Source organism: Sphingomonas sp. PSPC2-2 (genome assembly GCF_049897725.1).
GTDB lineage: Bacteria > Pseudomonadota > Alphaproteobacteria > Sphingomonadales > Sphingomonadaceae > Sphingomonas.
Window position 1 is genome coordinate 275,881 of sequence record NZ_JAFCWU010000002.1, and the last position, 18,230, is coordinate 294,110.

Consider the following 18,230-nt stretch of genomic DNA (forward strand, 5'->3'; position numbering starts at 1 on the left):
TTGCTTGTAGTTGTTGAAGAAGATTTTGCCCCGCGGATTTTGCGGTCCGGGAGCGTCAGAACAGACGGCGCAGCGACAGGCTGACGGTGCGACCAAGCGGATCGAGTAGGTCCGGCTGGTACAGCAGCGGCGTGGCCCCATTTGCGTCGCGAACGGTCTGGCGGGTGTCGAGCATATTGCCGATCGCCAGGCTGACCCGCGTTGCCCGCGCCCAGGCTTGACCCGGAAAGCGTTGTTCAAGATTGGCGAAGATCCGCAGATCGAAGGTCGCCAGCGCCGAGAAATGCAGCGATCCGGCCGCGTCTGCGGTGGTGGTGACCGTCGTCGCACTCTTCCAGTTGCCGCTCAGGCGCAGCCCAACGCCATTGTCGATGATACCGGCGTCGACTTGCACCGCGTGGCGCGGCTGACCGCCGGTGCCGGTCGACCCGCCGTCGAGCAAGTCGATCGTCGCGCTGTCGTCACGCAGCACCAGCCGGTCGCGGAAGTACCAGCTATGGAAGGCCGAGAATTGCAGGCGCAGACTGTTGTCACCGCCGCCGCCACCAGGGCCGCCCGGCCCTCCCGGACCTCCAGGGCCGCCGGGGCCGCCAAAGCCCCCAGGGGGCGGTCCCATGCCATCGGGCGGCGGACCCATTCCCTCGGGTGGGGGACCGGGCGGCGGGCCGTCGCCATCACCGGGCGGCGGTGGGGCGAACGTATCGCGAGTCGACCGGCGACCCTCGACGACGATATCGTCGCCATCTTTGCCGGGGGCGGTACGGTCGGATTCGGGTGTGTCGTCGGCGACCGCGTGACCGGGCGGCTGCATCGGTCGGCCGGGTGGCGGGAAACCAGCGGGCGGGTGCCAATTGGCGGGAGGCTGCGGCCGCCTTGCCGGGCGCAGGACCTCCGAAAAGGTCAGGCCGGAGCGGATTTCTTGGCGGTATTCACGCGCGAAGTTCACGGGGCGTGCGTCGACTTCGACCAGAGTGCCCGACGCATCGCGGATATAGCGATCGGGAAACGCCGCCTCGACCGCCGCCGACAGCGTGGGCAGGCTGCCGATCGCATTGTCGGTGCGGCTGTCGATGTAATTCGCGCTCAGCGTCAACTTGGTCCTGGTGCGGGCGATCACCGCTGCCGACAGGCTGGCTTTGAACACATGGCGATCGTCGGCGGCGAGCGCGGACGAGCCACCGCTGATCTGCGTGACCGAAACTGTCTTGCCGCGCCTGTAATCGTACACCAGCACGTTGGCCGTGGTGATCGTCGGCGCGTTGAGTTGCTCGAGCGTCGGGGCAACGCGGTCCTCGTTCATCGACACGATGATGCTGATGCCCTTGCGCGGGGTCCAGTTGAGGCCGTAACCGAGCGTGCCCAGCGCGCCATAATCGGAAAGCCGCGTCGTGCCGACATTGACGTTCGCCGACAGCGTGCCGATCGTATCCAGAAAGTGCGCCTTGGTGCTGGTCAGCGGCACGTCGAGGCTGGCCTGCGCATTGAATTCGGAGCGGTTGAAGGTGCGCCCGCTGCTGGCATCGACACCCGTGCTGTCCGATTCCAGCGCGCTGAACGCGCCGCCCACGCGCAAGCTGGTGCGTAAAGGCCCCGCCGGAAGTGTGAGCAGCTTGCCCATTGCGACCACGCTGCCGCTTCCGGCATCGCTGATCGAGCTGGCATGTTGGCGCTGTGTGCTGCCAAGCGGGGTGCGCGAAGCGGTGTCGGTGGCCGTGCGGGTATCGCTATGGTCGAAGGTGCCGATCGCCGAAACCTGCCAGTTCTTGGACAGATCGGCATTGAGCGTGGCACCGCCATGCGCGGTTGCGGTTTCACTATGCTGGCGCAAGGCCTCGTCGGACAGGATGCTGCCAACCGCCATAGTCGGCAGGCCGTTCAACGCGTCGCTGGTTTGATAGCCGCCGTTCGCGTTGAAGGTCGCGGTGATGGTGTCGGAAAGGCGATGCGCATAGGTGCCATTCAGGGTGTAGCTGCGCGATGTCGGCTTGAGCGTGCGGTATGCGGTGTCGTCGATAAGGGTGTTGGTCGGTGTCACGTTACGCTCGCTTTGCAACAGCCGCGCGCTGGCGACCGCCTTGGCCGACAGGTTGAAGCGATCGCTGTCATGGATGCGGACGTAGCTCAGCACCGCTGCGCCATTCTCGCCCTCGCCCTCGGTTGCGAGGCCTCCCGTGAGATTGGCAACGCGCGCGATGAAGCGGCGGCGCAAGATGATGTTCACGACCTTGCGCTGCGCGTCATAGCCGTATTTCAGCGCGACCTCTTCAGGCAGGATATCGACGCGCAGGATCGATTCGGTCGGCAAATCGCCGATTTCGTTGACGCCCGAGATGCGCTTGCCGTTGACCAGCACGACCGGCGCGCTGCTGCTGTCGCGGCCCTGGTCGCTTTGGGTCTGGTCGGCCAGCGCATCGAGCAATTCGCTAATCGTGGATACGCCGTATGCCGCGACATCGGCCGGATTCAGCCGGTTTTCGGGGGGGATGTCGCCGATGACCGACCCGGGCAGCGCCCGCCCGGTAACGACGATGTCGTCGTTCGTGGCCTCTGTTTGCACGGGCGCTGCGGGTTCGGGCACGGGCGCAGCGCCCGTCTCCGCATAAGCGAGCGATGTCAGGCTGCAGCCGAGCAGCAACATCGTCAGCGCGGGTGGGGTGTGGCGGACCAGGCGGCGGGGTGTGGTGTGCATACGCCACGCGCGCTAGAATCGGTTTGTTTCGCATGGATTTCCGCGCGGCGGTTCGGACCGATGGGTGCTGCGCATGGCAGAAAATTGGCGCGCCCGGAGGGAGTCGAACCCCCGACCGAGGAGGTAGAAGCTCCTTGCTCTATCCAACTGAGCTACGGGCGCGCACCGGATTCGCCTGTAGCGTGGATTGCGGCGCAGCGAAACGGCCTTCATAACCGCCCGGCGAGGGCAGGGGCGGATCCGCATGACGACACCACAGAGCATCAACGCACGCGATCTGGCCGGGCGGCAGTTCCGTTATTTCGATTTCGTGATGGTGGCGTTCGTCGTTATCCTGCTGCTGTCGAACGTGATCGGCGCGGAGAAGCGCTCGGTTATCAACCTGCCGTGGATCGGGCTTTGGCCGTTCGGTGCGGGGATCCTGTTTTTCCCGATCTCCTATGTCATCGATGACGTGCTGACCGAGGTGTATGGCTATGCCCGCGCGCGGCGCGCGCTGTGGGCGGGGTTCGGCGCGTTGCTGTTCATGGCGGTTATGGAATGGACCGTGGTGCATCTGCCGGTCGCCCAGGGCTGGAACGGGCAGGCGGCGTATGAACGCGTGTTCGGCGCGGGCTGGCGGATCATCCTGGCGTCGATCACCGCCTTCTGGGTGGGGGATCTGCTCAATTCCTTCGTGCTCGCCAAGATGAAGATCGCCACCGGGGGCAAATATCTGTGGACGCGCACGATCGGCAGCACGATCGTGGGGGAGGGGGCGGACAGCCTGATCTTCTATCCGATCGCCTTTTACGGCTTGGCGGATTGGCCGGTCGAGCAGATCGGCATGGTGATGCTCAGCCAGTTCGTGCTGAAAGTGTCCTGGGAAGTGCTGCTGACGCCGGTGACCTATCTGGTGGTCAACGTGCTGAAGCGCAGCGAGGGCGTGGATGTTTACGACCGCGGGACGGACTTTTCACCGTTCCAGATTTAGGATCGATGCGGTTCGCGTGTTGAGAGAGGAACGCCTTTTCCTTCAACCGTTCGGAAGGGGGCAGAAGACCGAGTCGGTCCGTCTTTACGCCCCGACCAGTTCCAGCAAGCCCTCGAACATCCGCCGTCCATCATTGCCGCCATGCGCCGCAGTTTCGATGCGGCGCTCGGGATGCGGCATCAGGCCGAGCACATTGCCGGTCGCATTGAGCACGCCGGCAATGTTGCGCGCGGAGCCGTTGACCGGCTCGGCATAACGGAACGCGACGCGGCCTTCGCCTTCCAGGCGGTCGAGCGTTTCGGCATCGGCTGAATAATTGCCGTCATGATGCGCGACGGGGATGATGATCTGCTCGCCCGCGCCATAGCGGCTGGTGAACACGCTTTGTGCATTGTCGACGGTCAGCGCGACTTCGCGGCACACGAAATCGAGCCCGGCATTGCGCATCAGTGCGCCCGGCAGCAGCCCCGCCTCGGTCAACACCTGAAAGCCGTTGCAAATGCCGAGCACCGGCACGCCACGCTCGGCCGCCGCAGTTACCGCGCGCATGATCGCCGAGCGTGCGCCGATCGCGCCCGACCGCAGATAGTCGCCATAGGAAAAGCCGCCGGGCAGCGCGATCAGGCCGACGCCATCGGGCAGGTCGCTATCGGCATGCCACACCATCGTCGGCGCGACGCCGCTCACCTGGTGCAGTGCGGTCGCGATGTCGCGGTCGCAATTCGAGCCGGGAAAGACGATGACCGCGGTCTTCATACGCGTTCGATCCGATAGTTTTCGATGACGGTGTTGGCGAGCAATTCGCGGCACATCGCGTCGATCCGCTCGTCGCTGGTGTCGTCGGCAACGTCGAGTTCGATCAGCTTGCCTGCGCGCACATCGTTGACGCCGCCGAAGCCGAGGCCACCGAGCGCCTTGTGAATCGCGCGGCCCTGCGGATCGAGCACGCCGGGCTTCAGCGTGACGAAAATGCGGAGCTTCATGGGCATATCCTGGCTGCTGGTCGTTAGCGCGGCACCCTATGGCCCTGTGCGCGCCGTGTCGCAAGCGTCGTGTAGCGTCAGGGGTCAGTGGCGCGCGGTCTCGCGCGGTTCGAACCAATGGGGCAGGCCGAAGGATATGCGCGCGCCATAGCGGGCGATCGTCGTCTTGGGCCACGGGCCGGTGAGATAGAGCGGCGCATAGCCACCGGTATCGCGCCCTTCCAATTGCGCACGGACATGGTCGTCGCCGATCCAGCGTTCATCGCCCGCAAACGGCCGCCGCAAGGCCACCGCGCGCACGCGATTGCCGACCAAGATCTGATGATAATCGAACGAGTTGCGTTGCTCGCCGCGCGCGTCGGTCAACCACGCGGTGGCGAAATAGGTTGGCGTCCACGCGGCCCCGACCGGGGCCGGGAACACCACCATCCGCGCGGGTTGATGGGCCCCGACTGGTACGGGGTCGATCCGGATCGTCAGCGCGAGCAAAATCGGCAGCAGCGCGACCAGGGTCACCGGCCGCCGCCACGCATCGAGCACGAAACGCACGGCGAACAGCCCGAACAGCGGCAACACCCATTTGAAATAATGGACATTGTTGAAGCGCCACAGCCCGGTCGGCAGCAAATCGACATAAGCGAGCATCAGGATGACATAGACCGCCCCCGCCGCCGCGACCGCGAGCGTCACCGGCCGCCTTGCAGGCGGGGTCCACCAGGCGACGAGCATCCCGGCCCCGCCGAGCAGCAGCCACGGTGCCGCATCGAGCAACCCGACACCTTCGCCGAACCAGGCGCGTGGCTCGACCAGCAGGACATAGGCTTTCCAGCCGAGCCACGCGAAATTGAAGCCATATTGGGCCGAATAGAGCATGTAAGGGCTGGGGCGGAGGCCGTAGATTGCTACGAACAGCGTGGCCAGCACAGCGAAGGACAGGATGAAGCCGGCAGCGGCATAGAGTGCAGCCCGGCCGTCTCGCGCCCGGATCAGCGCGACGATGGCGAAGGCCCCGATGATCGCGCCGATGATGACGTCGCCGGGGCGGGCGAACGGGATCAGGCCGAGCGCCAGGCCGAGGATGCTCGCGGGCCAGCGAGATCCGCCCTGTGCGCGCTTTTCTTCAACGCTTCCCCGGCGCAGGCCGGGGCCCAATTGCGGCGTGGATCGTAAGGAAGCGCTGTCCGAGCCTATAACCGGCTCGCGACTGGGCCCCGGCCTGCGTCGGGGAAGTAGGAAGGGCCGGGGAAGGGAGAGGGGGGCGTCGAAGGACGACGTCTGATCCCACAGCCGCGCCATCGCCCCCAATGCCAGCCACAACAGCGCCGCCGCCGGTGTGCTCGTCCACGGCTCGATCCACACTTTGGCAATGTCGAATTGGGGGAGCGTCGTCGCGGCGAAGAGCAGCACGGCCCCCCATAGCGGCACGCCAAAACTGCGCGCCACGCTGCGAAAGCCGCCAAAGGCCAGTAGATAGCAAGCCAGATTGACGAAGAAAAACGGCTGGCTCGGCCACAGCTGCAGGAAGGGCAGGCCGAGCAACGGATAGAGCAGCGGGTAATAATGCTGGCTCGGGGCCAGATCGCCGGTCGCAAGCGCGGTCGCCGAGCGCACGTAGAGCGACTGGTCCTGCCAATCATGCCAGTACAGCGCGGCGGGGTCGGTGAGGCCTGCCCACCCGACCACGCGCAGCACGCTCAGCAGATAGACGACGGTCAGTGCCGCATAGGGCCACACAGCCGCCGGGGCGGCGGCCCGAAGCTGCCGCCACCCCGCCATGTGCTTATTTGCCCTTGCTCAGCCGATGCTTTTCGAGATCGAGCACGGCATTGTCGGCCCCTTCGGGCAGCAGCCCGAGACGGCGCGCAACTTCCTGATACGCCTCGACTTCACCGCCGAGATCGCGACGGAAGCGATCCTTGTCGAGTTTCTCGTTGGTGGTCATGTCCCACAGGCGGCAGCCATCGGGGCTGATTTCGTCGGCGAGCAGGATGCGCGGATAATCATTGTCCCACACCCGCCCGAATTCGAGTTTGAAATCGACCAGGCGAATGCCGATCCCGGCGAACAGCCCGCACAGGAAATCGTTGATGCGAATCGCCAGGTCGGCAATGTCGTGCATCTCTTCCTGCCCGGCCCAGCCGAACGCGGCGATATGCTCGTCGGTGATCATCGGATCGCCGAGCGCATCGTCCTTATAATAATATTCGATGATCGTGCGGGGAAGCTGGGTGCCTTCCTCAATGCCGAGTCGAGTCGAAATCGATCCGGCGGCGACATTGCGGACCACCACTTCGATCGGGATGATCTCGACCTGGCGGATCAACTGCTCGCGCATGTTGAGGCGGCGGATGAAGTGCGTCGGTACGCCGATCAGCCCGAGCAGGGTGAAGATATGCTCGGAAATCCGGTTGTTGAGCACGCCCTTGCCGCTGATCGTGCCCTTTTTCTGGGCGTTGAAGGCGGTTGCGTCATCCTTGAAATACTGGATCAGCGTCCCTGGCTCAGGCCCCTCATAGAGGATCTTGGCCTTGCCTTCGTAGATCTGGCGGCGGCGTGCCATGTGCGCGGATACCCCTAAAAACCAAAAGCTGAAAACGATAGGCCCCGGCGACGCGGGGAACGCGGGCCGGGGCGGTAAGGGTTCCGCTATATCGAATGCGCGGCGGCGGTGCAATCAGCTTGGGCGCAGGGCGCGGCGCTTCGCCCGTTACGCAACCGGTTCGTGTTCCTCGCGGGTCTCGTGCGCTTTCGGTGTTTCGTGGTGGAACCAACGCTGGACGATGCCGGTGTGTCCACCGTCGTCCTGTCGCGGGGCCGGGGGCAGGACGGGGGCGGCAGCGCCCTCGGTTCGCGCCAAAATCCAGCGGAGCAGCAACGCGCCGCCAAGCAGCAACGCCAGCCACGGCCCGATCCCAGCCAGCACCACCAGCAGCCCGGCGAGCGACGCCAGAAAGGTGTCGCCAGCGCTTTCAAAGGTCGCGGCGGGCGACGCCCCGATTCCCGGGATTCCGCCGTTGGAGCTGTATTGGAACAGCACCGGCACGCTCGCGGTGGCACCAGCGGCCCCCTGATCGACATCGCCGATCGTTGCGATCGCGCTGCGCAATCGATCGACCTTGGCGATGGCCAGTCCCTTCTGTTCGGGGGCGGTCGCGCCGCGAGCGCCGGATTCGGCATTGGCCAGGGCGTCGCGCAGGCGCGCCAGCACGACTCCGCCGCGTCCGCTCCCGTTGGCCGCGTCGGTCCCGGCGATGGTGGCGTCGGTCATCGTGCCGTGCGCGGCGTTCACCGTCTGCGCAGCGGCCTTGCCAAAGGCACGCGCCACCGTTGGGTCGAGCGTCATCGTGAGGGCGGCGGCGATCTCGTTATCGGTACCGACCGTATAGCGCATCGCCGTAATCCGGCACCGCGCCGGGCCGAGCTGATCGCAACCGCGCGCGTGGCTTTCCTGCACCGATTCGATCCGGCTGGCAGGCAGGCGGAAGGCGTAGCGATAGTCGAACCCGCCGTCGGGCGCGGGCAGCGCGGCGGCTTTACCAGATGCGGTCGATCCCGGGCCGCCGGGTGCGGAGACCCCATCGCATCCGCCAAGCAACAGTAATCCTGCGAGAAGCCTAGCGAATCGCATCGTCCACCCCCAATGCCCGCGACCGCATAGCAGTTTTGGACCCGCAGGGCACGCTGGGTCAGGTCACCGCATTGCGTTGTGCGAAGGCTGGGTCATGGTGCGCGCCGCTTGCCAGGATGTCCCCGAGGATCGCTCCGGCGCGCCATACGTCCTCGAATCCGAGGTAGAGCGGAGTCAGGCCAAAGCGCACAATGTCGGGGTCGCGAAAGTCGCCGATCACGCCGCGCGCGATCAGCGCCTGGCACAGCGCATAGGCCTGGGGATGGCGGAACGAAATATGGCTGCCGCGCCGTTCGGGATCGGCGGGGCTGACGCATTCGAGGTTCAGGCGCGCACCGATGGCGGCGAATTGGTCGAACAGCGCCGCGCTCTTCTTCGCCACCGCCTGTTGATCGACGTCGCGCCACAGGTCGACTCCCGCCTCCAGCCCCGCCATCCCCAGCATCGAAGGGGTGCCCGCCAACCAGCGTTTCATGCCGCTGGCCGGTTGATAGGCATCGGTAAAATCGAACGGCGCGGCATGGCCCATCCAACCCGATAGCGGGCTTGCCAAGCGTTCCTGCAAGCGTCGCGCGACGAACAGGAATGCCGGGGCACCGGGGCCGCCATTGAGATATTTATACCCGCAGCCCACCGCGAGATCGGCTCCGGCCGCGTTGAGATCGACCGGGACCGCGCCGACGCTGTGGCTAAGGTCCCATAGTGTCAGCGCCCCGGCGGCATGGGCAGCGGCGGTCCACGACGCCATGTCGAAGCGCTCGGCGGTTTTGTAATGGACATGGGTGAGCAGGACGACCGCAGTGTCGCCGTCGATCGCACCGCTGAGCGCGCCCCGCGCAACCGCGTTCAGCCGGGCACCGGCCACGCAGCCGACCGCGCCCTCGGCGATGTGCAGGTCGGTCGGGAAATTGCCGGTTTCGCTAACGATGGTGCGGCGCGCGGGATCGTGGCGAAGCGCGGCGACGAGCAGCTTGAACAGGTTGACCGAGGTGGAATCGGCGACGATCACTTCGTCGGGCTCGGCCCCGATCAGCGCCGCGATCTTGCCGCCAATGCGCTGCGGGGCGTCGATCCAGCCTTCGTTCCAGCTGCGGATCAGCCGCTCGCCCCATTGCCGCCCGGCCATGTCGGCGAGCGCGGGCGCGGTGTCGCTGGGCAAGGGGCCAAGCGAATTGCCGTCGAGATAGATCACGCCCTCGGGCAGCGCGAACCGGTCGCGATAGCCGCGCAGCGGATCGGCGGCGTCGCGCGCGCGCGCTTCGTCGCGCGTCATTGGGCCAGCGCGCTGCGGATCAGCGCCTTAGCTTGCGCCCAGGCCGCCGTCTCCGGCGCGATCAGTTCGACATGGCCGGTACGCTCCACAATGTGCAGCGCGGCGCGGTCGCCCTTGGCGCGGGCCTGATCGACATAGCCGGTGCCGAGGCGCAGCGGAATGATCGCGTCGGCCCGTCCGTTCACCAAATCCTGCGGCACGCCGAGCGGCAGTAGGCGCGGCACCGAGGTATCGGCATAAACATCGCTGCGGGTGCCGGGCTTGCCGACCAGGTGCGACACGACGTCCGTGCCACACCCATTGTCGGGGCTGGCGGCGGTCGCTTCGAGATCGGGCAACCCGCCGAGGCTTACGACATGGCTGATCTTGATCGGGTGGGCGCTGTACAAGGGGCTGTCCTTGGGCAAGCGCGACCGTCCGGCCAGCCACAGCGCCAGGTGTCCGCCGGCCGAATGGCCGACCGCGACGATATGGGTAGTGTCGAGATGAAAGCGCTCGGCGTGGGACGCGAGCGCGTCGGCGGCGGTCGCGGCATCGAGAAAGGTTCCGGGATAGCCCCCGCCCGGACGATCCACCCCGCGATATTCGATATTCCACACCGCGATCCCGCTTTTGCGAAGATCGTCGGCGATCCAGTTCATCAGGCTGCGGTCGGCGATGCTGGTGGTCCAGCAGCCGCCATGCACCATCAGCACGACGGGATGGCGGCCGACCCCTGCGGGGAGCCACACGTCCACCTTTTGCAGTGCATCCGTACCATAGGCGATCGTCGCATCGGGCTTCGGCTGTGCCCGTCCGGTCAAGTCGGGCCAGCTGAGCAAGGGCGGTTCGGGCGTGCGCGGAGTATCGGGCATGGCACCTGCGGGCAAAGTGAGAAGGGCAAGCGAGAGCAACCGGATCATGTCCGCAGGGTGTAATCGCCACGCGACCATCTCGCCACCTGCGAATGCGGCTGCTATCGCGGAGCTATGCCGACCGATTTGACCGATCCCTTCCAGGCCATCGTGGACTCACCCTTCGATAGCGCGCTCAGCGACCGCTATCTGGTCTATGCCCTGTCGACGATCACCGCGCGTTCGCTACCCGACGTGCGCGACGGCATGAAACCGGTGCACCGCCGGTTGTTGTGGGCGATGCGCCAACTGCGGATGGACCCGAACACCGCCTATAAGAAATCGGCGCGCGTCGTTGGCGAAGTGATCGGCAAATATCATCCGCATGGCGATTCCTCGGTCTATGACGCGATGGTCCGGCTCGCGCAGGATTTTTCGGTGCGCTATCCGCTGGTTGAGGGGCAGGGGAATTTCGGCAATATCGACGGCGATAACGCCGCTGCCTTCCGCTATACCGAGGCGCGGCTGACGCAAGTCGCCATGGATTTGATGGAAGGGCTCGACGAAGACGCCGTCGGCTTCAAACCCACCTATAATAATGAAGAGCAGGAGCCCGAGCTTTTCCCTGGAGCTTTCCCGAACCTGCTCGCAAACGGTGCGGCGGGAATCGCGGTTGGCATGGCCACCAGCATCCCGCCGCACAACGCCGCCGAACTGTTCGACGCGGCGATCCTGCTGATCGACAATCCGCACGCCGAGGATGCGGCGCTGCTGGAGCATATCAAGGGCCCCGATTTCCCGACCGGTGGGTTGGTCGTCGACAGCCCGGCGTCGATTGCCGAGGCCTATGCTACAGGTCGCGGCGGCTTCCGCGTGCGCGCGCGCTGGCATGTCGAGGATCAGGGGCGCGGCACCTGGAACGCGATCGTCACCGAAATCCCCTACGGCATCCAGAAGGGCAAATTGATCGAGCAGATCGCGGCGATCGTCAACGACAAGAAGCTGCCGATCCTGGCCGACATCCGCGACGAATCGGATTCGGAAATCCGCATCGTCATCGAACCGCGCAGTCGCACGGTCGAGGCCGATATGCTGATGGAAAGCCTGTTCAAGATGTCGGACCTGGAAGTCCGCTTCAGCCTCAACCTCAACGTGCTCGACGCCAACCGCACCCCGCGCGTGATGAGCCTGCGCCAGGCGTTGCAGGAATGGGTGGCGCATCAGTTCATCGTGCTGCAACGGCGCACCACGCATCGCCTGTCCAAGATCGCCGACCGGATCGAGCTGCTGCACGGCTATATCGTCGCCTATCTCAACCTCGACCGCGTGATCGAGATCATCCGCACCGAGGATGAGCCCAAGCCGGTGATGATGGCCGAGTTCGAGCTGAACGAGCGCCAGGCCGAGGCGATCCTCAACATGCGGCTGCGCAGCTTGCGGCGGCTGGAGGAAATGGAGTTGCGCAAGGAGCGCGACACGCTGGAAGCGGAGCGGGCCGGGCTGGAGGCACTGCTCGGCAGCGAGGCGCGGCAGCGCACGCGGCTGAAGCGCGACTTCACCAAATTGCGCGAGCGCTATGGCCCCGAGACCAAGCTCGGCAAGCGCCGCACCACCGTCGCCGAGGCGGCCCCGGCGCGTGATATCCCGCTCGAGGCGATGATCGAGCGCGAGCCGATTACCGTGATCCTGTCGCAGCGCGGCTGGATCCGCGCGATGAAGGGGCATGTCGATGCCGCAGGAGTTGCGGCGGTGAAGTTCAAGGAAGGCGATGCGGCGCTGTTCGATTTCACCGCGCATACCACCGACAAGATCATCGTCGCGGCCGAAAACGGGCGATTTTACACGCTGGCGGCCGACAAATTGCCCGGCGGGCGCGGCTTTGGCGAGCCGGTGCGGTTGATGATCGATCTCGATGGTGAAATCGGGATCGTAGGGATCTTCCGCGCCGGCATTTCGGAGAAGCTGCTGGTCGCGGCGAGTGACGGTCGCGGCTTCATCGTCCGCACCGCCGACATCCTCGCGGAGACGCGCAAGGGCAAGACCGTGGTGACGCCGCGGATCGGGGCCAAGCTCAAGGTCGTCCGCCCGGTTGCGCCCGAGGCGGATTATATCGCTGCAATAGGCGATAATCGGCGCTTGCTGGTGTTTCCGCTGTCCGAGCTGGCAGAGATGGCGCGCGGGCAGGGGGTGCAGCTGATGCGCTTCCGGGATGGAGGGCTATCCGACGCGATCGCCTTCGTTTTTGCCGAAGGATTGAGCTGGCCAATGGGCGGCGAGAGCGGCCGCATCCGTACCGAAACCGATCTTGCGCCGTGGCGTGCCGCGCGCGGTGCTGCCGGCCGAATGCCACCCAATGGATTCCCCCGCGATAACCGCTTCTAGCGGGCGCAAATGCCAACGGTGTCATTTCACCAACGTACTGAAAAATCGGAAGGTTGAGCGGGTTCTTAACGATTTGACGCTACCGTCACGGCAATGGCGCTCGTTCCGCACCCTGTTTTGGCCCTCTCAACTGCGGCGGATGCGCTGACGCAGGATAATGCTGACGCGCCATCGCTCATGCTCGCCTCGCGGGTGATTGAGTTGCTTCCCATCCCCGCAGCGATGCTGTCGCTGCAGGACATCGGCATCGCGGTCATAGCGGTCAATCGTGCCTATGAAATGGCGGGTCTTGGCATTGGCGATCGTCGGCGCTCGCTGGTCGGGCAAATCGAGGGACGAATCGAGGCGTTTATCAGGGGCGATTCGCTGCGCGCGGAGTTCCAGGTCGAATATGGCGACGCCGTCGATTGCCATTATTATCAGGCAACGTTGGCGCGGCTGGCGCGCAACGCCGATCAGCGGTGTGTCTTGATTCTGGTCGATCAGACCGCCGAGCTGCGCACCGAACACAATTTGCGTCGGGAAATGCTGACCGACAGCCTGACCGGCCTGCCCAACAGGGCCGGTTTCAGCGATCGACTCGAGACGTTATTGGACGATCCGGCGTCGCGCACCGACTATGCGGTGCTGGTCGTCGATCTCGACCGTTTCAGCCGCGTAAATGCCTGCCTGGGATCGATGGCCGGGGACGAGTTGCTGATCACGGTTGCCCGGCGCTTGAAGGGGGCCTTGCGCGCGCAGGACGTGCTGGCGCGCACCGGCGGTGACGAATTCGGGATTCTGTTGACGTTGGAGGATGGCCCAAGCGACGCCGACCACGTCGCCAAGCGCATCCAGGGAGCGCTTTCCACCCCCTTCCGCCTGTCCGATTTCGAAATTCGTGTCGCCTGCTCGATCGGTATCGCGTTCGGCACGGCGGCGATCGACGATGGCGAGGAGTTGATCCGGCACGCCCAGTTTGCGGTAAAACGCTCGAAGGGCACGGGCAAGACCGAGGCGTATCAGACGCAGGCGTTCGACATTGCGCGCGAGCAATTCGGCATGGAAACCGCGCTGCGCCGCGCGATCGAGCGCGGGCAGATGCGGCTGACCTATCAACCGATCTGCGATCTCGCGACCGGGCGACTGGTGTCGTTCGAATCGCTGGCGCGCTGGCGCGATGAAGCGGGAGTTGAGTATTCGCCCAATGATTTCATCCCCGTGGCCGAAGAATCGGGGCTGATCGTTCCGCTGGGTCGCTGGGCGATCCAGGAAGCGGCGGCGACGCTGGCGCAGTGGGATGCGCGGATGGGGGGCGATTGCGGGGTCAAGCTCGCGGTCAACCTGTCCGCTATCCAGTTGCAGCGCGATGCGATCGCGCCGGTCGTACAGTCGGCGCTTGCCGCCTACGGCCTGGACGGATCGCGCTTTACGCTGGAACTGACCGAAAGCGCGCTGGTGACCGACCCGGACCGCATGGCCGGCATCATGCACGCGCTGAAGGCGCTCGGCACCACCATCGCGATGGACGATTTCGGCACCGGCTATTCCAACCTCGCCTATCTTCAGAAACTGCCGATCGACATCCTCAAGATCGACCGCAGCTTCGTGACGGGGATGCTCGCCGATCGCGACAAGATCGCGATCGTGCGCGCGATTCTGTCGCTCGCACAGGCGCTCGGCATGAAGACCACCGCCGAGGGAATCGAGACCAACGAGCTGTCGCAAACGCTGGCGGCGTTGGGGTGCACCTACGGACAGGGCTATCTCTATGCCCGCCCGCTGGAGGCGGAAGCCGCCTATGCGATGCTGGAATCGCTCAGGAATTGAGCGACGGCGGCGTCGGCAATGGCATTGGCGCGCTCGGCTGAGGGGAAATCCTCGGCGATCCACTGATGTTCGACCAGCTTGAGCAACCGCGCGACATCGGGCCCCTTGTCGACTCCGCGCGCGACCAGCGCTCCGCCGTTGACGGGGAAGGTCGGCGCAACCCAATCGAGAATCTGGCGCACCGCCAGCACACGCTCCATCGCCGCCGGGATATGCAGCAGCACGCGGTCGATCGCGCCTTCCCGGCCCAGGCGATAGGAGAGCGCCTGCGGGGCGGCGAGATCGGGCGTGAGCGCCGAGACGATGCGTTTGCGCTGCGCGTTCGAGAGTTTCAACCGTGCGGCGACATCCTCGCCGACCTTCGCATCGCGCGGCAGCATAGCGGCGAGGCGACGGATCGGATCGGGGGTGAGGCCCGCCAGCGTTTCGCTGCCCGCAACGTCGGCAAAGGCCTCGACACCCTCGGCGGTGATTTCGGGCAGGACCGGGCGGAAGATGCCGCGCTCGACCATCAGCCGCAGTGTCGCCACCGCATTGGGGGCGACCAGCAGCTTGAGCAGCTCCGCCGCGATCCGTTCGCGGGACAGCGCCATCAAATCGTTGGCGCGCGCAGTGCAGGCGTCCAGCCCCGCCGCATCCGGCATATCGCCAAAGCGCGCGTGGAAGCGGAAGAAGCGCAGGATGCGCAGATGATCTTCGGCGATGCGCTGCAACGGATCGCCGATGAAGCGCACGCGGTGCGCCGCCAGATCGGCAAGGCCGCCGAAATAATCGAAGATCTCGCCCGTTTGCGGATCGGCATAGAGCGCGTTGATCGTGAAATCGCGCCGCGCGGCATCCTCCCGCCAATCATCGGTAAAGGCGACGGTGGCGTGGCGTCCGTCGGTTGCAACGTCGCTGCGCAGCGTGGTGACCTCGACCGGAGAGCCATCCGCCAGCACCGCCGTGATCGTGCCATGGGCAAGACCCATCGGCACTGCGCGAATCCGCGCGCGGGCGAGCAGGTCGATCACATCCTCGGGCGGGTGGCGCGTGGCCAGATCGACATCGGCGACGTCCAGCCCGAGCAGCGAATCGCGCACCGCGCCGCCGACGAAGCGCGCGTCGCCACGCGCAGTCCCGAGCACCGCGCATAATTCGGCCAGCCCCGCGCGCTGCCGCCACGGAGCGTCGGGCAGCGTCAGGCCGTCCATCGCAGCCGCCGGGAGAGGTTGACGATCATCGCGGCGGTGGCGCCCCAGATGCGATGGTCCCCCCAGAAAATTTCATAATAATGGCGGTTGCGGCCCTGCCACTCGACGCTCGCCTCGATGTGGTTGCCCGAGTCGAGCAGGAAACCGAGCGGGACCTCGAACACTTCGGCGACTTCAGCGGCGGCGGGGATGAACGCCAGATCGGGCGGCACTACGCCGATCACCGGCGTCACCTCGAACCCGGTGACGGTGCGGTAGCGGTCCGCTTCGCCGACGATGCGGACGTGCGTGCGCGGCAAGGCAATTTCTTCCTCTGCTTCGCGCAAGGCCGCCGCAACCGGCCCGGCATCGCCCGGATCGATCCGGCCGCCGGGAAAGGCAATCTGCCCGGCATGGCGCGACAGCGTGTCGGTGCGCCGCGTCAGGATCACTCCCGGTTCGGCGCGATCGGTGACCGGGATCAGCACCGCGGCCTGCGTCAGCGCGGTGACGATCGCATCGGGATCGACATGGTCGCCGGTCAACAGCACCGTATCGGCATGGCCATTGGCGAGCGCCTGCTGCAAACGGGACACGAGCGTCATGCGGAGGGCTCCAACGGGAAGAATGCGCCTGCGCTCCACACGCCGGGCGGCACGTCGCCACCGTCGATCGCCCGTTGCGCCAACTCGTAATAAACTGTGCGCGCCACCACCGCGTCGAGCCCGGCACGCACGTGCAGATAGGGGCGCGGACCATCCTCGCGCGGCTCGAAACGTAGCGCATGATCGGCATCGGCGGTGACCAGATCGCCGGTATTGAGCCGGAAGGTGAGCGTCGCCACTTTGCCTTCGCCCGACACCTTCATTTCCACCGCAACGAACGGCGCATCCTCGACCACGATGTCGAGCTTCTCGACCGGGGTGACCAGAACATAGCCGCCATCGGCTTCGCGCCGGAGGATCGTCGAGAACAGCCGCACCATCGCCTCTCGCCCGATCGGAGAGCCCTGATGGAACCAGGTGCCATCACGCGCGATGCGCATTTCGCTGTCGCCGCAATGCGTGGGATTCCAGCGCTCGACCGGCGGCAATTTGCGCGCTTCGGCAAGGCGCGCAATGTCGGCGAGCGACAAAGCGGCGAGATCGGGGATCGGCTCCATCGGCATGTCAGCGGCGGTAGGGCAGGCGGGTCGTTGCGTAAACCCGCGTCAGGCCAGCGCGACGATCCGTGGCGCGAGCAGGCCCGCCCCGCTCGGCACTTTGTCGCCGCGCGCGAGCAGACGATGCCGCTCGACCGGGCCGGGCACGCGCCATTCCGCCGTGCGCGCGGCATCGAAACCGAAGAAGCGGCCATAATATTCGGGATCGCCGATCAGCGTGATTGCATCCGCCAGGCCAGCACCCTCCGCCGCCGCAAGCGCTTGCGCGGTGAGCGCGCGCCCGATGCCGCCTTGCTGCCGCCCGGGTTCGACCGCGACCGGGCCAAGCTGCACCATCGCCACGTCGCGCCCGTCATCCCCGACAAAGCGAATCGGCCAGCATTGGATCGTGCCGACCAACGCGCCATCGTCGAGCGCTGCGAAGCTCAGGGCCGGAATCGCCTCCATCCCTGCGCGAATGCGATAGGCGGTGCGCTCCTGTCGGTTCGCGCCGAAGGCACGGTCGAGCAATCCCTCGACCGCAGCGGGCGCAACATCGGCAATCGGCACATATTCGATCACGGCGATTTCCTCGTCCCCTCGGTGTCCCGCTGGAACGGGCCCATAGACCGAAGGGGCCGCGCGCTTTAGCCTCCACCGCGCTGAACGCAAGGCGAATGGGGAGAGTCTTCGTGAAACTTTATGATGCCGCCTGGGCACCAAGCCCGCGACGCGTTCGCATCTATCTGGCGGAAAAGGGAATCGAGGTTGACCGCGTGCCGGTCGATCTGCGCTGCGATGAACATTTGGGCGAGGCCTTTCTGCGGATCAATCCGCGCGGGGTGGTGCCGGCGCTCGAACTCGATTCCGGCGAGGTGCTGTGCGAATCGTCGGCGATTTGCCGGTATTTCGAGGCGCTGCAGCCAGCACCGTCGCTGTTCGGCGAAAGCGCGCTGGACATTGCGCGGATCGAATCGTGGACGCGGCGGATCGAGCAGGAAGGCTATGCTGCGGCGGTTTATGTCCTGCGCAACCAGCGCGAGGCGTTTCGCGATCGGGGTGTTGCGGGCAAGTGGCCCGCCATCCCGCAAATTCCCGAACTGGCCGAACGCGGCGGTATTTTGTGGGCGGCGTTTACCGCAACACTCGATGCCCATCTCGCCGGGCGCGCTTGGATCGCCACCGACGGCTACAGCTTCGCCGATATCTCGGCGCTGGTCACGATCGATTTCGCCAAGGCCGCGCGACTGACGGTGCCGGAGGGCTTCGTCCATCTGCACCGCTGGCACGCCGCCGCATCCGCCCGGAGCAGCGCCGCCGCGTGACGGTTCCCCTGCGCCCGCGATC

At 65.8% G+C, this 18,230-nt stretch carries 16 protein-coding genes and 1 tRNA gene; 4 read left to right on the top strand and 13 right to left on the bottom strand.

Translation table 11 applies throughout. From position 1 onward, the window contains the following. Positions 1 to 55: 55 nt before the first annotated feature. Both ACP7BY_RS05520 and ACP7BY_RS05525 read right to left on the bottom strand, forming a co-directional pair. A complete protein-coding gene (locus ACP7BY_RS05520; RefSeq protein ID WP_137902643.1) occupies positions 56 to 2,689 on the bottom strand; it encodes a TonB-dependent receptor in 2,634 nt (877 codons plus the stop codon). 85 nt (positions 2,690 to 2,774) lie between these two features. Further along, positions 2,775 to 2,851: transfer RNA gene (locus ACP7BY_RS05525), tRNA-Arg, on the bottom strand. 82 nt (positions 2,852 to 2,933) lie between these two features. Here ACP7BY_RS05525 and ACP7BY_RS05530 point away from each other — a divergent pair. Further along, a complete protein-coding gene (locus tag ACP7BY_RS05530; RefSeq protein WP_126845241.1) occupies positions 2,934 to 3,662 on the top strand; it encodes a queuosine precursor transporter in 729 nt (242 codons plus the stop codon). An 84-nt stretch (positions 3,663 to 3,746) separates the two neighbouring features. Here ACP7BY_RS05530 and purQ read toward each other — a convergent pair whose 3' ends face one another. From purQ to ACP7BY_RS05565, 7 genes are all read right to left on the bottom strand, one after another. Continuing rightward, the gene (gene purQ, locus ACP7BY_RS05535) at positions 3,747 to 4,418 is read right to left on the bottom strand and encodes a phosphoribosylformylglycinamidine synthase subunit PurQ (RefSeq protein ID WP_033964474.1); all 672 of its coding nucleotides are present in this window, start codon (positions 4,416 to 4,418) and stop codon (positions 3,747 to 3,749) included. Continuing rightward, the gene (gene purS / locus ACP7BY_RS05540) at positions 4,415 to 4,645 is read right to left on the bottom strand and encodes a phosphoribosylformylglycinamidine synthase subunit PurS (protein ID WP_033964473.1); all 231 of its coding nucleotides are present in this window, start codon (positions 4,643 to 4,645) and stop codon (positions 4,415 to 4,417) included. The genes purQ and purS overlap by 4 nt, the downstream gene beginning before the upstream one ends. Before the next feature lie 84 nt (positions 4,646 to 4,729). Beyond that, positions 4,730 to 6,421: a hypothetical protein gene (locus tag ACP7BY_RS05545; RefSeq protein ID WP_137902642.1), complete on the bottom strand. Its 1,692-nt coding sequence runs from the start codon at positions 6,419 to 6,421 to the stop codon at positions 4,730 to 4,732. A gap of 4 nt (positions 6,422 to 6,425) precedes the next feature. Further along, positions 6,426 to 7,205: a phosphoribosylaminoimidazolesuccinocarboxamide synthase gene (purC, locus tag ACP7BY_RS05550; protein ID WP_010407920.1), complete on the bottom strand. Its 780-nt coding sequence runs from the start codon at positions 7,203 to 7,205 to the stop codon at positions 6,426 to 6,428. Positions 7,206 to 7,352: 147 nt separating this feature from the next. Further along, complete coding sequence (locus ACP7BY_RS05555) at positions 7,353 to 8,273, bottom strand: hypothetical protein (protein ID WP_137902641.1); 921 nt, start codon at positions 8,271 to 8,273, stop codon at positions 7,353 to 7,355. A 58-nt stretch (positions 8,274 to 8,331) separates the two neighbouring features. Then, positions 8,332 to 9,546: a kynureninase gene (kynU, locus tag ACP7BY_RS05560; RefSeq protein ID WP_033965443.1), complete on the bottom strand. Its 1,215-nt coding sequence runs from the start codon at positions 9,544 to 9,546 to the stop codon at positions 8,332 to 8,334. Then, positions 9,543 to 10,448, bottom strand: coding sequence for an alpha/beta hydrolase (locus ACP7BY_RS05565; protein WP_231565165.1), 906 nt, complete (start codon positions 10,446 to 10,448; stop codon positions 9,543 to 9,545). The genes kynU and ACP7BY_RS05565 overlap by 4 nt, the downstream gene beginning before the upstream one ends. A gap of 66 nt (positions 10,449 to 10,514) precedes the next feature. Between ACP7BY_RS05565 and parC the strand changes: the two genes are divergently transcribed. Next, the gene (gene parC, locus ACP7BY_RS05570) at positions 10,515 to 12,761 is read left to right on the top strand and encodes a DNA topoisomerase IV subunit A (protein WP_137902640.1); all 2,247 of its coding nucleotides are present in this window, start codon (positions 10,515 to 10,517) and stop codon (positions 12,759 to 12,761) included. Between the two features lie 93 nt (positions 12,762 to 12,854). After that, a complete protein-coding gene (locus ACP7BY_RS05575; RefSeq protein ID WP_081988748.1) occupies positions 12,855 to 14,570 on the top strand; it encodes a putative bifunctional diguanylate cyclase/phosphodiesterase in 1,716 nt (571 codons plus the stop codon). On the opposite strand, the gene ACP7BY_RS05580 is transcribed toward ACP7BY_RS05575, so the two are convergent. The 4 genes from ACP7BY_RS05580 to ACP7BY_RS05595 are packed head-to-tail and all read right to left on the bottom strand — an operon-like array spanning position 14,540 to position 17,465. Next, on the bottom strand, positions 14,540 to 15,763 hold the full coding sequence (locus ACP7BY_RS05580) for a CCA tRNA nucleotidyltransferase (RefSeq protein ID WP_033965442.1): 1,224 nt from the start codon (positions 15,761 to 15,763) through the stop codon (positions 14,540 to 14,542). The genes ACP7BY_RS05575 and ACP7BY_RS05580 overlap by 31 nt on opposite strands. Then, positions 15,751 to 16,347: a CoA pyrophosphatase gene (locus tag ACP7BY_RS05585; RefSeq protein WP_033965441.1), complete on the bottom strand. Its 597-nt coding sequence runs from the start codon at positions 16,345 to 16,347 to the stop codon at positions 15,751 to 15,753. Before ACP7BY_RS05585 ends, ACP7BY_RS05580 begins: the two co-directional genes overlap by 13 nt. Next, the gene (locus ACP7BY_RS05590) at positions 16,344 to 16,910 is read right to left on the bottom strand and encodes a DUF1285 domain-containing protein (RefSeq protein ID WP_033965440.1); all 567 of its coding nucleotides are present in this window, start codon (positions 16,908 to 16,910) and stop codon (positions 16,344 to 16,346) included. Before ACP7BY_RS05590 ends, ACP7BY_RS05585 begins: the two co-directional genes overlap by 4 nt. A 42-nt stretch (positions 16,911 to 16,952) precedes the next feature. Further along, on the bottom strand, positions 16,953 to 17,465 hold the full coding sequence (locus tag ACP7BY_RS05595) for a GNAT family N-acetyltransferase (protein ID WP_033965439.1): 513 nt from the start codon (positions 17,463 to 17,465) through the stop codon (positions 16,953 to 16,955). A gap of 110 nt (positions 17,466 to 17,575) precedes the next feature. On the opposite strand from ACP7BY_RS05595, the gene ACP7BY_RS05600 reads away from it, so the two are divergent. Further along, positions 17,576 to 18,208, top strand: coding sequence for a glutathione S-transferase family protein (locus ACP7BY_RS05600; RefSeq protein WP_033965451.1), 633 nt, complete (start codon positions 17,576 to 17,578; stop codon positions 18,206 to 18,208). Positions 18,209 to 18,230: the final 22 nt, after the last annotated feature.

Coding starts and splice junctions, on each gene's coding strand:
- ACP7BY_RS05520 (WP_137902643.1), bottom strand. CDS start 2,689: ATGCACACCACACCCCGCCGCCTGGTCCGCCACACCCCACCCGCGCTG.
- ACP7BY_RS05530 (WP_126845241.1), top strand. CDS start 2,934: ATGACGACACCACAGAGCATCAACGCACGCGATCTGGCCGGGCGGCAG.
- purQ (WP_033964474.1), bottom strand. CDS start 4,418: ATGAAGACCGCGGTCATCGTCTTTCCCGGCTCGAATTGCGACCGCGAC.
- purS (WP_033964473.1), bottom strand. CDS start 4,645: ATGAAGCTCCGCATTTTCGTCACGCTGAAGCCCGGCGTGCTCGATCCG.
- ACP7BY_RS05545 (WP_137902642.1), bottom strand. CDS start 6,421: ATGGCGGGGTGGCGGCAGCTTCGGGCCGCCGCCCCGGCGGCTGTGTGG.
- purC (WP_010407920.1), bottom strand. CDS start 7,205: ATGGCACGCCGCCGCCAGATCTACGAAGGCAAGGCCAAGATCCTCTAT.
- ACP7BY_RS05555 (WP_137902641.1), bottom strand. CDS start 8,273: ATGCGATTCGCTAGGCTTCTCGCAGGATTACTGTTGCTTGGCGGATGC.
- kynU (WP_033965443.1), bottom strand. CDS start 9,546: ATGACGCGCGACGAAGCGCGCGCGCGCGACGCCGCCGATCCGCTGCGC.
- ACP7BY_RS05565 (WP_231565165.1), bottom strand. CDS start 10,448: ATGATCCGGTTGCTCTCGCTTGCCCTTCTCACTTTGCCCGCAGGTGCC.
- parC (WP_137902640.1), top strand. CDS start 10,515: ATGCCGACCGATTTGACCGATCCCTTCCAGGCCATCGTGGACTCACCC.
- ACP7BY_RS05575 (WP_081988748.1), top strand. CDS start 12,855: ATGGCGCTCGTTCCGCACCCTGTTTTGGCCCTCTCAACTGCGGCGGAT.
- ACP7BY_RS05580 (WP_033965442.1), bottom strand. CDS start 15,763: ATGGACGGCCTGACGCTGCCCGACGCTCCGTGGCGGCAGCGCGCGGGG.
- ACP7BY_RS05585 (WP_033965441.1), bottom strand. CDS start 16,347: ATGACGCTCGTGTCCCGTTTGCAGCAGGCGCTCGCCAATGGCCATGCC.
- ACP7BY_RS05590 (WP_033965440.1), bottom strand. CDS start 16,910: ATGCCGATGGAGCCGATCCCCGATCTCGCCGCTTTGTCGCTCGCCGAC.